The organism is Amycolatopsis pretoriensis, from assembly GCF_900107925.1.
In the GTDB taxonomy this organism is placed as follows: domain Bacteria; phylum Actinomycetota; class Actinomycetes; order Mycobacteriales; family Pseudonocardiaceae; genus Amycolatopsis; species Amycolatopsis pretoriensis.
In genome coordinates, this window is sequence record NZ_FNUJ01000017.1 from 1 (window position 1) to 11,153 (window position 11,153).

An 11,153-nucleotide genomic window follows, 5' to 3' on the forward strand; every position below is an offset into this window, starting at 1 on the left:
GACCCCGAGGGCTTCGTCGAGAACGTGGCCGACAAGCTCGGCGTCCTCGACCGCCGGGTCAAGGGCGACCTGGGCCGCTTCAAGACCTTCATCGAGGAGCGCGGCGGCCGCGAAACCGGCGCGTGGCGCGGCGATGTCGAGCGGCCCGGGACCTGAGCCGGCGGCTTCCCCGTCGACCGCCCCCGCCGTCACCTGGACGGCGGGGGCGGTCGCGCGCATGCTCGGCCTGCCGCCGTCGACGCTGCGCGCGTGGCACCGCCGCTACGACCTGCGGCTCAGCACCCCCCAGACGGGAAGCCACCGCCGCTACGGCCGGGCCGACGTCGACGCGCTGCTCCGCATGAAGCACCTGATCGACCAGGGGCTCGGCGCGGAATCCGCCGCCGCCCGCGCGTTCCACGCCGGCGGCACCGACATCGCGACGCTGCTGACCGCGGTCCGGCAGCTGAAGATCGACACCGCGACCGCGCTCCTGGACGCCCACCTGAGCGGCCACGACGTCGTACGGACGTGGGAACAGCTCTGCCGCCCCGCACTGGATGCCCTCGACGGCGACCGGTGCATCGACCTGGTGCACGGGCTCTCGTGGGCCATCGCCGCGGCAATGCACCGCGTCCCGACGCCGGGCGGCGCGTCGCCGACGGTCCTGCTGGCCTGCGTGGACGGCGAGCGGCACACGCTGCCGCTGGAAGTGCTGCGCGCGGCACTGGCCGAGCACGGCCGCACGGCGCTGTTCCTGGGCGGGTCCATTCCGGACCCGGCGCTGCGGGACGCGGTGGCCCGCACGCACCCGGCAGCCGTGGTGCTGTGGGCGAGCCGCGCGGCGGAACCTCCTCGCCGGCTGCGCGTCCCCCGGCTCGTCTTGGCCGGGCCCGGCTGGCCGCGTCGCACCGGAAGAGCGGCGCGCCCGGCAACTCTCGGCGACGCATTGCGCTGTCTCGAAGAGCGACCAGGCTGATCGCGCTTGCACGGCGTTCAAGCGCCGCACGTCACCCACCTGCGCGGACCGCCCATCGCTCGTCGGGCATCCTTGTGCCCGGAGTTGTCCGGCGATGAGGGGACGAGGATGGGTGCTTCACCCGAGGTGACGGTGCCGGCGAGCGTCGACAGCCCCGTGCCGCCGAAGCCACCGACGTCGGGGCTCGCCCGGTGGCTGCTGGAGCACCGCGTCGCCCCCGTCGGCCGGCAGGGCGGCGAGGACCACGGCACCCCGCAGGCCTGGTGGAAGGTCATGTGCCTGACCGGCGTCGACTACTTCTCCACGCTCTCCTACCTCCCCGGCATCGCCGCGCTCGCCGCCGGGGCGCTCTCGCCGCTGGCGACCCTGCTGATCGTCGCGCTCACGCTGCTCGGCATGCTGCCGATGTACCGCCGGGTCGCCCACGAAAGCCCGCGCGGCCAGGGCTCGGTCGCGATGCTGGAGGACCTGCTGCCGTTCTGGCGCGGGAAGCTGTTCGTGCTCACGCTGCTCGGGTTCGTCGCGACGTCGTGGATCATCACGATCACGCTGTCCTCGGCGGACGCCACCGTGCACATGCTGGAGAACCCGTACCTGCCGGGCTTCCTGCACGGCCACGCCGTGCTCATCACCGTCGTGCTGCTGCTGATCCTCGGCGGCGTCTTCCTGCTGGGCTTCAGCGAGGCCGTCGGCGTCGCGATCCCGCTCGTCGCGGTCTTCCTGCTGCTGAACGCGATCGTCACGGTCGTCAACGTCTTCGACCTGCTCGGCGACTCGGCGGACCTCTCCCGCTGGACCGACGCGCTGACCTCGGGCGGCGGCGGGTTCGGCGGCGTCGTCGGACCGGCCGTGATCGCGTTCCCGCTGCTGGTGCTGGGCCTGTCCGGGTTCGAAACCGGGGTCAGCATGATGCCGCTGGTCGCCGCGAAGGGGAAGACGCCGGAGGAGAAGCTCGAGTCGCGCATCCGCAACACGCGCAAGCTGCTGACCGTCGCCGCGCTGATCATGTCGGTGTTCCTGATCGCGACCAGCTTCGTCACGACCGTGCTGATCCCGGCGGACGCGTTCAAGGACGGCGGCGAGGCCAACGGCCGGGCCATGGCCTACCTCGCCCACCACGAGCTGGGCGAGATCTTCGGCACCGCGTACGACATCTCGAGCGTCCTGATCCTGTGGTTCGCGGGCGCGTCGGCGATGGCCGGGCTGATCAACATCGTCCCGCGGTACCTGCCGTCCTACGGCATGGCCCCGGAGTGGGGCCGCGCGGTGCGGCCGGTGGTGATCGTCTACACGGTGATCAGCATCCTGATCACGGTCGCGTTCGGCGCCGACGTCAACGCGCAGGCCGGGGCGTACGCGACCGGCATCCTCGCGATGATGGTGTCGGGTTCGGTCGCGGTCAGCATTTCGGCGATCCGCCGGCACCACCGCGGCGCGGCGATCGGGTTCCTCGTGCTGACGCTGGTCCTGCTGTACGCGCTCGTCGAGAACGTCATCGAGAAGCCGGACGGCATCGCCATCTCGGCGCTGTTCATCCTGGGCATCGTCATCGTTTCGCTGGTGTCGCGGGTTTCGCGCACGACGGAGCTGCGTGCCGAGCACATCGAGTTCGACTCCGAAGCGCGCCGGTTCATCACGGATTCCCTGGCCCACGACGGAAACCTGCACATCATCGCCAACCGCCGCCAGGGCGGCGACGAGGCGGAGTACTCGGCGAAGGAGGCCGAGCAGCGCTCGATGAACCCGGTCCCCGGCGCGGCCGACGTGCTCTTCCTCGAGATCGACGTGGTCGACCCCTCGGAGTTCGCGAACGTGCTCAAGGTGCGCGGCGTGGACATCGACGGGTACCGGATCCTGCGAGCGGACAGCCCGGCGGCACCGAACGCGATCGCGGCGATCCTGCTGGCCCTGCGCGACGTGACGGGCGTCCGGCCGCAGTGCCACTTCGAGTGGGCGGAGGGCAATCCGCTCGGGCACTTGTTCCGGTACCTGATCCTGGGCCGCGGCGACACGGCGCCGGTGGTCCGGGAGATCATCCGCAGCGCGGAGAAGGACCCGGCCCGCCGCCCGGGTATCCACGTCGGCGGCTGACGGCCCGGCCGCGGGCGGCGTACCAGCTCCGCGCGACGACCAGGGCCAGACCCAGTTCGACCAGGTCGCCGCCGTAGTACATGAGCTGGGCGCCGGCCTGGCGGTCGGCGACGGTGAAGGCCGTGCCCGGCGGCGGCGTGGCGAAGAGCGACTTGGCCAGCACGGCGTGCGCGGCCGCGGCACCGACCAGCGCGGCCGCGCGCGGACCGAGGCCGACCCGGTGGCGCAGCGGGTCGAGCCGGCACACCGACGTCGTGAACAGGACGCCGGCCAGGACGACGTGCACGTGGACGAAGGCGTGCAGCCACGGGTCGCGGCCGGCCGCCGTGAACAGACTGGTCCGGTAGAGCAGCCACAGGCTCCCGGCGTCGAGGACGGCCGCGACCGGCGGGTACGTCAGCACCGCCGCCGGGCGCGACCGCAGCACCGGCTTGAGCCCGCCGCGCACGGCGACCGGGGCGGCCCTCAGCAAGAGCGTCGCCGGGCGGGCGAGCACCAACAGGAGCGGCGCGAGCATGCCGGCCACGACGTGCTGCAGCACGTGCCCGGTGAACCCGGGTGCGGCGGGGAAGATCGCGGCGGCGACGCCGAGGCCGAAAGCGGCGTCGCGCGCCGGTGGCCACCGGTCGCCGCGGCCGCGCAGGCACCACGCGCCCAGCTCGTAGGCCGCCGACACCAGCACGGCCAGGATCGCCGGGGCCGGGCCGCCGTGCCCCGTCACGCCGTCTTCGCGCGGCGCAGGAAGAACACGCCGGCGGCCAGCAGGACCACCGCCACGACGTTCCACGTCCAGTCGTACGGCGTGAGGTCCACGGCGTAGCGGATCTGGTGCAGGCCGAGCAGCTTGTGCTGGATCGTGCCGTCGTACAGCTGGAACGCGCCGGCTCCGGTGAGCACGCCGCCCGCGAGGGCCCGGCCGGAGAGCCGGTCGCCGCGCCGCAGGTCGGCGACGAGCACGAGGCCGAACACGAGCGCGAACCAGCCGAACGCGTGGAAGAGCCCGTCGGAGACCAGCCCGGCGTCGGTGGTCGAGCCGTCGTAGAAGTGGTGCCAGTGCAGCAGCTGGTGGAACACCGTTTCGTCGATGAAGGCGGCGACACCGACCCCGGCGAGCACCCCCGCCCACGCCGAACGCGCCTTCCGGACGACGAGTTCCGGCACACCCACCACCTCCGTGACCGGGCTACCCCGGTTTCGCGCGGACACGCACGCCGGTTTATGCCGATCCCGCCCGGGTAGCCCGCCGCTCAACGAAGCCGAGGGCACCGGAAGTGCCTCTCCCGCAAGGAGGTAGGGATGACACAGGGATCCGGCGGCCAGTCGCCGCCGTCGACGACGGAAACCGCCAAGAACGAAGCCCGCGAGGTGGCCTCGACGGCCGCGGACCGCGGCGGTGAGGTCGCGCAAACCGCTGCGCAGGAAGCGAAACACGTCGCCCAGCACGCTCAGCACGAGGCGCGTGACCTCCTCCGCGAAGGACGCGCGCAGCTGGAGTCCCAAGCCAAGGACGGCCAGCGGAAGGCGGCCCAGAGCCTCCACCAGCTGGCGGGCCAGCTGGACCGGATGGCCGAGCAGACCGACTCCCCCGGCGTCGCCGCGGACGTCGCGCGGCAGGTTTCGGACCGGACGCGGTCGGTCGCCGACTGGCTGGAGCACCGCGAACCCGGTGACCTGCTCGACGAGGTCCGGCGCTTCGCCCGCCGTCGTCCCGGGACGTTCCTGGTGGGCGCGGCCGTGGCCGGCGCCCTCGTCGGACGGCTCACCCGCGGCGTCGTCGCCCAGCAGCAGGAAAACAGCTCGCCGAACGGGCAGGCGGCCGCCGCCCCGGCGCCGCACGCGGGCCCCGCCGGGGTTCCGCCGGTGCCGCCGGCTCCCGGCCCAGGCGGGACGGGCTACCCGCCGCCGGTCGCGCCCGGCGGGTACAACGCCCCGCAGCCGGGCGGGCCGGTCGGTCCCGACGGCCTCATCGCGCCCCAGCCCGGCGCCGATCGGCTCGACGCGCCGCCGACCACGCCCGGCGGGTTCGCCGCGCCGCAGCCGCCCCTCCCGCAGCCCAGCCGCCCGACCGCGCCCGGGCAGGTGCCGTGATGACCCAGCCACCCGGGCCCCCGCCGCAGGCGAGCCCGCCCGTCGACGTCGCCGACAGCTCGGTCGGCGAACTGCTGTCCAACGTGATGAAGGACCTCTCCACCCTGGTGCGCCAGGAAGTCGAGCTGGCGAAGGCCGAGACGAAGGCCGAAGCCACGAAGGCGGCCAAGGGCGCCGGCATGTTCGGCGGCGCCGGGTTCGCCGGCTACATGGTCCTGCTGTTCCTGTCCGTCGCGCTGTGGCAGGGCCTCGAGAACGTGATGGACGGGGGCTGGGCCGCGCTGATCGTGGCCGCGGTCTGGGCGATCGCCGGCGCGGTCCTGTACGCCACCGGGCGCAGCGAATTCCGCCGCATCAACCCGAAACCCGAACGCACCGTCGAGACCCTGCAGCAGGTCCCGGACGCACTGAAAGGCGAACGACCATGACCGAACCGGACCGGATCCGCCGGGAAATCGAAGGCACGCAACGGAACCTGAGCACTGACGTCAACGCGCTGACCGAGAAGGTCAGCCCCGGCCGCATCGTCGAACGCCGGGTCGGCCGCGTGCGGACGGCGTTCGGCAACGCGAAGGAGCGAGTGATGGGCACCGCGGACCACCACGCGTCGGTCGCCGGGGACAAGGTGGGCTCGGTCGCCTCGACCGCGCAGGACAAGGTGAGCTCCGCGGCCGACGCGGTGTCCGAGGCGCCGCAGCAGATCCGCCGCGGCACGCAGGGCAACCCACTGGCGGCCGGCCTGATCGCGTTCGGCGCGGGCTGGCTGGTGTCGTCCCTGCTGCCGGCGAGCGAGCCGGAGCGCAAGCTGGCGAGCCAGGCGACCGACCTGGCCCGCGAGCAGCTGGCCCCGGTCGCGCAGCACGCGGCGGAGGAGCTCAAGGAGAACCTGCGCGAGCCGGCGCAGCAGGCGGTCGAGTCGGTGAAGTCCGAAGCCGCGGACAGCGCGTCCACGGTGAAGGAGGAAGCCCAGTCGGCCACCGGCGACGTCACCGACCGGGCGCAGGAAGCCCAGCACAACGTCCGGAGCTGACCCGGCCCCGAGCGCCCCGATGTGGCCTCGGTTGCGTCAGGCCCCACCGAAGGCCACATCGGGGCGCTAGAGACCGCGGGCCAGAACCGCCTGGGTGACCCGGTCGTCGATCGACGACGTCGGTGCCTCCCGGCCCACCCACGGGTCGCCGCCGAAGTAGCGCCGGAAGATGTTCTCCGCCGTCCGGGTGGCGACCGCCTGCGTCGTCAACGTCGGGTTGGCGCCGCCCGCCGCGTTGGCCAGCGCCGAGTTGTCCGCGATGAACAGGCGGTCGACCCAGCGAGCTTCGGCCGTCGCGTCCAGTACCGAATCTGCCGCGTCGAGCCCCATCCGCATGCTGGACTGCACGTGGAGCAGCAGCGGCGCCCAGTCGAGGCGGTGCACGCTCCGCGCGCCCGCGAGCCGCATCAGCTCGGCCGACCGCGCGGCGAGGAACTCGCGGTTGCGCCGGGTCCGCGCCGTGCGGGCGCGGTGGCGGATCTCGACGCGCGGCACCGGGCCGTGCTCGTCCGGCGGGATGATCGCCGACCGCGTCACCCGGTTCTCGGCCTGGACGTCGTCGTCGGTGACGACCAGCGCGGTCAGCAGCTTGTTGACGTCGGTGAGTGCCGCCTTGAGGTCGTTGCCCACCAGCCGGCCGAGCGTGTCCGCGCCCTGGGGGCCGACGCCCGCGCCGTTGTCGTAGTAGCCGGACATCCCGGCGTCGCTGTAGGCGACGGCGAAGGCCTGCAACGCCGGCGGCAGGCAGACGTTCTCCACCCCGCCGTAGCCGGGGAAGTCGAGGCGGGCGTTCGACCCGGCGCCCTTCGACTCCCCGGTGTACTCGTCGAAGGTGCCGACGACCCAGTCGAGGTGGTGCTCGGTCAGCCCGCGCCCGACCCAGTCGTTGGGGTTGGGCAGCCCGCTGTTCAGCCACAGCCGCGGATTCTCGATGCAGCCGCCGGCCAGCACGACCACGCGCGCCTCCACGGTGTGCAAGGCGCCGTCCGGCGTGCGGTAGACGACCCCGCGGGCCGCCGTGCGCGAGCCGGCCCGCTCCGAGAGCACCCGCACGACGTAAGCGTCGGTGACGAGTTCCGCCGCGCGGCCGCCCGGTGCCCACGCGTCGGCGGTCAGCATCATCGGGACGTAGGAGTTGTCGGTCGACCGCTTGGCCTTGAGGTTGCGCGGTGCGCGCCGCGGTTCGAGGCAGCCCTGGAAGCAGTGCCCGCAGAAGGTGCAGCCCCGCGCTTCCGGGAACAGCAGCCGCGCGGGGTCGGCGGTGCGGCCCGCGGTGCCCTGGGGCTGCAGGATCGCGTTCTCCTGCGCCCGGTAGGACGGGCCGCGGACGTCCTTCCACGTCTGGTGCGTCAGCCCCATGCGTTCGGCGCCGCGGAAGAAGACGGCTTCCTTGGTGCCCATGGGCGCCGTCCGCACCGGCAGCGTCTCCTCGCACCACTCGTAGTACGGCCGGAGTTCGGCGTAGGGGAACGGGAAAACGTGCGCGGTGTCGTACTCGGCCCGGTCGGCGCCTTCGTACCCGGCGAACGCGCCGGCGGCCGGCCGCGGGTTGTTGCCGAAGTAGTGCAGCGTCGTCCCGCCGACGCCGGCGATCTGCCAGACGAACGAGTTCTGCGGGAAGTCCCGCAGCCACGGTGCTTCCTCGCGCCGCGACGGCCCGACCCGGAACCGCCCGGTGATGGGGTCGTTGGTGTCGTCCTCCAGCCGCGTCCACTCCTGTTCCGGACGCAGGTGCCGCGCCCCGGCTTCGAGCACGAGCACGTCGAGCCCGCGGGCGGCCAGCTCTTTGGCCACGACGGGCCCGCCGCCGCCGGCCCCGACGACCACGATGTCGCGCATGACGACGTCCTCCTCAGTCCGGTACCCGGTCGATTCCCCGGTAGTAGCCCTGGAATTCGGGCCAGCCCTCGCCGACCCCCTGGTACGCGCTGAGCTGCCAGCCCAGCGGCACCGCGGTCAGCCGGTTCGTGGCGCGGTCGAACACCGGCGCCTCGGAGTAGGCGATGAACGCCGCCAGAGTCGGGACGGTGTCGAGGATGAAGCGCACGGGAGTGCCGTCGGCGAGTCCCGGTTCCTCCAGCCGGCGGAAGACCTCGACCTTGTCCGCGAAGGAAAGGTTGGCGAACGCCGCGGCGAACGGCCCCAGCACGGAGGCCGGCGCGACCTCGGCCGCGACGAGGTTCAGGATCGCCGCGACGGCCGCCGCGCCGGGCAGGTTCAGGTCGAACGGCCGGCCCACCAGCGGGTACGGGATCGCCTGGTCGTAGACGTACTCCAGCGCGGGTCCGGCGCCCGCGGCGACCCCACCGTCCGAAGTGGAGGTTCGTCCCTGGTGGACGGAGAACCGGTCCCGGCCCGGCACGAGGAAGGCGACGAGCCCGTCGAAGGCGTCCTTGATCGGCGGCAGGCTCGCCGCTTCGGCCGGCGCCGCACGGAAAGCGAGCAGCAGCGGAACCGCCGCCGCCCCGCCCAGCACCGCGCGCCGTCCGATCGGGAACCGTTCTCCGGGCACCGCCATGATCACCACCGCGTCTCGCGTACCTGCGCCGATTGCGTTCGTGGACAACGACTCTAGGAGGATCCGGCGGCCTCGCCGGTCATTCCGGGCGGACCACCCGATCGGCCGCCGCGCGGTTGTGGCCGCTGACGGAGTCCGCCCCGCTTCGCCCGTCGTGCCGTGACAAATCCGCCGGATGAACGCGGCAACCGGAGTACATCGGAAGTTCGTGCGCAAGCCACTCCGTCCGGGTACGGTGCCTCACGTGAAGACGAGGATGCCGCTCGCCCTGGCCCTGTCCGCCGCGCTCACCCTCGCGCTGAGCTCCCCGGCCCAAGCTCACGGCGAGGACGTGCTCGCGCCGGGGCTGACCGTCTCCACCACGGTCACCGGCGAAGGGACCGGCCACAACTCCTGGACCATCACCACGCAGGTGCCCGGCGGGTCGAGCCCCGACCCGGACGCGCCGCCGTCCGCACTCGGGAGCCGTGAGCACGCCGACGCGCTCGTGACCGCCCTACGTGGCAAGGGTTTCGCCGCGCGCGCCGAAGAAGTCGACTGGCCCGCCTTCGCCGACACCCCCCGGGGTCCGCTCGGCTGGCGCGTGCGGGTCGGCTCCTTCGCCGACCGCGCGCAGGCCGCCGCCACCGCGAGCGCCATGACCGCCCACGGCTTCACCGGCGCCGTCGAGTGGACCGGCCAGGACGGACCGGAAGCGCGAGGGCCGCAACGCGTCCGCGTCGCCGTCGTCGATCCGCGGCGGTTCCGCGGTGACGTCGTGGCCTCGCACGGCGAGTCGGTCGCGGGCCGACGCACGACGTCGGCGCTCGCGGCGGCCGCGGGCGCACTGGTCGGGACCAACGGCGGCTTCTTCGTCATCGACCCGCGCGACGGCATCCCCGGCGAACCGGCCGGCATCGGCGTCTACCAGGGCCTCCTGCAGAGCGAGGCCACCAGCGGACGGCCCGCGCTGCTGCTCGGCGACCGGCCGTCGATCGGCGTCCCGCGGACCTCGCTCACCATCGGTGGCCGCGAGGTCGACGGCGTCAACCGCAAGCCCGGCCTGGTCCGCAACTGCGGCGAGCCCGGCGACGTCCCGACGGACCGGCCGCTGCACGACACGACGTGCACCCACGCCGACGAGCTCGTGCTCTTCACCCCGCAGCTCGGCACGCCGACCCCGGCCGGCGACGGCGTCGAGGCCGTGCTGGACGCCCGGGACGTCGTCACGGCGGTGCGGCCGGCCGGTGGCGACGTGCCCGCCGGCGGGCACACCGTGCAGGGCATCGGCGCGGCGGCGACGTGGCTGACCGGGCACGCGCGGCCCGGCACGAAACTGCCGGTGACGACGCGCATGTTCGAGGCCGGCCACCCGGTCCACCCCGCCGGCGTCGTCAACGGCGGCCCGTGGCTCGTCCGCGACGGCCGGATCGCGGTCGACGCGGCTTCGGACGGCATCGTGCACCCGGGCGACCCGTCCTTCGTGTACGGCTGGGGCGTGAAGCGCAACCCGCGCACGATGGTCGGTCTCGACCGGCGGGGACGGCTGCTGGTCGTCACCGCCGACGGGCGTCAGCCGGGCTTCGCGGAAGGGCTTTCCCTGATCGAGGGCGCGAAGCTGATGGCGCGGCTGGGCGCGGTGACGGCGATCAACCTCGACGGCGGCGGCTCGACCGCGATGGCGATCGACGGCAAGCTGGTCAGCTCACCGTCCGACGCGACGGGCGAGCGCCCGGTCGGCGACGCGCTGCTGGTGCTGCCGCGGCGGTGACTCAGGCCAGGCCGGCGCGGCCGCCTTGAGCACTTCGAGTCCGGTGTAGACCCGGGACGCGGAACTGTGGTGTTGGATGGCCGCGTGGAGCAGAAGAAATCATCCGAGCGCCTGGTGTTCTTCACCGACGCCGTGGTCGCGATCGCGTTGACGTTGCTGATCCTGCCGCTCGCGGACCTGGTGCCGGAGCTGGTCACGGAGCACAAGCCCGCGGTGGACGCCATCACCGGGAACTGGTCGAAGATCTTCAGCTTCGTGCTGAGCTTCGCCGTCATCGGCCGGTTCTGGTCGGTCCACCACGGCATCTTCGAGCACGTCCGCCACTACAGCACGGCGCTCGTGCGCGCCAACTTCGCCTGGCTGCTGACGATCGTCGTGCTGCCCTTCCCCACCGAGCTGATCGGCGCGTACCGGACCGAGCGCTTCACCGTGCTCTTCTACCTGGGGACGTTGCTGGCCAGCAGCCTGTGCCACACGACGATGGTCACCATCATCCGCCGCAGCCCGCAGATCCGCGGGGACGCCGATCCCGTGTCGGACGAGACGTACTGGAACCACGTGCTGAGCGCGGTCGTGTTCGCGCTCGCGGTCGTGGTGGCGCTGATCCAGCCCGGCCTCGGCTACTACGTGCTGCTGTTGCTGGTGTTCCCGGGGCGGATCGCCCGGTGGCTGCGGGCGCGCCGCACCGCCCGGTAAATCGGTGGGCAGGGCGGCGCCG

The 11,153-nt window shown here is 73.2% G+C and carries 11 protein-coding genes and 1 pseudogene; 8 read left to right on the forward strand and 4 right to left on the reverse strand.

Annotation, left to right across the window (positions count from 1 at the left end; genetic code table 11):
• From BLV96_RS51095 to BLV96_RS46015, 3 genes and pseudogenes are all read left to right on the forward strand, one after another.
• A pseudogene (locus BLV96_RS51095) lies at positions 1 to 156 on the forward strand (SRPBCC family protein); the annotation flags it as partial.
• On the forward strand, positions 134 to 958 hold the full coding sequence (locus tag BLV96_RS46010; protein ID WP_086679492.1) for a MerR family transcriptional regulator: 825 nt from the start codon (positions 134 to 136) through the stop codon (positions 956 to 958). The pseudogene BLV96_RS51095 and the gene BLV96_RS46010, both read left to right, overlap by 23 nt.
• A gap of 108 nt (positions 959 to 1,066) precedes the next feature.
• Positions 1,067 to 3,049 (forward strand): APC family permease, encoded by a 1,983-nt coding sequence (locus tag BLV96_RS46015; RefSeq protein WP_086679494.1) that lies wholly within the window; start codon positions 1,067 to 1,069, stop codon positions 3,047 to 3,049.
• Here the strand turns inward: BLV96_RS46015 and BLV96_RS46020 are convergent.
• Both BLV96_RS46020 and BLV96_RS46025 read right to left on the reverse strand, forming a co-directional pair.
• Positions 2,991 to 3,770: a cytochrome c oxidase assembly protein gene (locus BLV96_RS46020; RefSeq protein WP_086679496.1), complete on the reverse strand. Its 780-nt coding sequence runs from the start codon at positions 3,768 to 3,770 to the stop codon at positions 2,991 to 2,993. The genes BLV96_RS46015 and BLV96_RS46020 overlap by 59 nt on opposite strands.
• Positions 3,767 to 4,210 (reverse strand): DUF2243 domain-containing protein, encoded by a 444-nt coding sequence (locus tag BLV96_RS46025; RefSeq protein ID WP_208608516.1) that lies wholly within the window; start codon positions 4,208 to 4,210, stop codon positions 3,767 to 3,769. Before BLV96_RS46025 ends, BLV96_RS46020 begins: the two co-directional genes overlap by 4 nt.
• A gap of 135 nt (positions 4,211 to 4,345) precedes the next feature.
• Between BLV96_RS46025 and BLV96_RS46030 the strand changes: the two genes are divergently transcribed.
• From BLV96_RS46030 to BLV96_RS46040, 3 genes are read left to right on the forward strand one after another with little or no spacing between them, the layout of a single operon-like run.
• Positions 4,346 to 5,137 (forward strand): hypothetical protein, encoded by a 792-nt coding sequence (locus BLV96_RS46030; RefSeq protein ID WP_086679500.1) that lies wholly within the window; start codon positions 4,346 to 4,348, stop codon positions 5,135 to 5,137.
• Positions 5,137 to 5,565 (forward strand): phage holin family protein, encoded by a 429-nt coding sequence (locus tag BLV96_RS46035; protein ID WP_091390416.1) that lies wholly within the window; start codon positions 5,137 to 5,139, stop codon positions 5,563 to 5,565. The genes BLV96_RS46030 and BLV96_RS46035 overlap by 1 nt, the downstream gene beginning before the upstream one ends.
• Positions 5,562 to 6,167: a DUF3618 domain-containing protein gene (locus BLV96_RS46040; RefSeq protein WP_086683740.1), complete on the forward strand. Its 606-nt coding sequence runs from the start codon at positions 5,562 to 5,564 to the stop codon at positions 6,165 to 6,167. The genes BLV96_RS46035 and BLV96_RS46040 overlap by 4 nt, the downstream gene beginning before the upstream one ends.
• 66 nt (positions 6,168 to 6,233) lie before the next feature.
• On the opposite strand, the gene BLV96_RS46045 is transcribed toward BLV96_RS46040, so the two are convergent.
• Together BLV96_RS46045 and BLV96_RS46050 are read right to left on the reverse strand one after the other, a co-directional pair.
• Positions 6,234 to 8,006, reverse strand: coding sequence for a GMC family oxidoreductase N-terminal domain-containing protein (locus BLV96_RS46045; protein ID WP_086683743.1), 1,773 nt, complete (start codon positions 8,004 to 8,006; stop codon positions 6,234 to 6,236).
• A gap of 13 nt (positions 8,007 to 8,019) precedes the next feature.
• Entirely contained in the window at positions 8,020 to 8,685 is a 666-nt protein-coding gene (locus BLV96_RS46050) for a hypothetical protein (RefSeq protein WP_143051141.1), read from the reverse strand.
• Positions 8,686 to 8,929: 244 nt separating this feature from the next.
• Here BLV96_RS46050 and BLV96_RS46055 point away from each other — a divergent pair, with 244 nt between their 5' ends.
• Positions 8,930 to 10,435 carry a phosphodiester glycosidase family protein gene (locus BLV96_RS46055; RefSeq protein ID WP_244180969.1) on the forward strand — a complete coding sequence of 502 codons (1,506 nt, stop codon included), beginning with the start codon at positions 8,930 to 8,932 and terminating at the stop codon, positions 10,433 to 10,435.
• Positions 10,436 to 10,519: 84 nt separating this feature from the next.
• A complete protein-coding gene (locus BLV96_RS46060; RefSeq protein ID WP_086683752.1) occupies positions 10,520 to 11,131 on the forward strand; it encodes a TMEM175 family protein in 612 nt (203 codons plus the stop codon).
• Positions 11,132 to 11,153: the final 22 nt, after the last annotated feature.

Bases quoted from the DNA above. Each gene is read 5' to 3' on its own strand.
- BLV96_RS46010 (WP_086679492.1), top strand. From the start codon at position 134: ATGTCGAGCGGCCCGGGACCTGAGCCGGCGGCTTCCCCGTCGACCGCC.
- BLV96_RS46015 (WP_086679494.1), top strand. From the start codon at position 1,067: ATGGGTGCTTCACCCGAGGTGACGGTGCCGGCGAGCGTCGACAGCCCC.
- BLV96_RS46030 (WP_086679500.1), top strand. From the start codon at position 4,346: ATGACACAGGGATCCGGCGGCCAGTCGCCGCCGTCGACGACGGAAACC.
- BLV96_RS46035 (WP_091390416.1), top strand. From the start codon at position 5,137: ATGACCCAGCCACCCGGGCCCCCGCCGCAGGCGAGCCCGCCCGTCGAC.
- BLV96_RS46040 (WP_086683740.1), top strand. From the start codon at position 5,562: ATGACCGAACCGGACCGGATCCGCCGGGAAATCGAAGGCACGCAACGG.
- BLV96_RS46045 (WP_086683743.1), bottom strand. From the start codon at position 8,006: ATGCGCGACATCGTGGTCGTCGGGGCCGGCGGCGGCGGGCCCGTCGTG.
- BLV96_RS46050 (WP_143051141.1), bottom strand. From the start codon at position 8,685: ATGGCGGTGCCCGGAGAACGGTTCCCGATCGGACGGCGCGCGGTGCTG.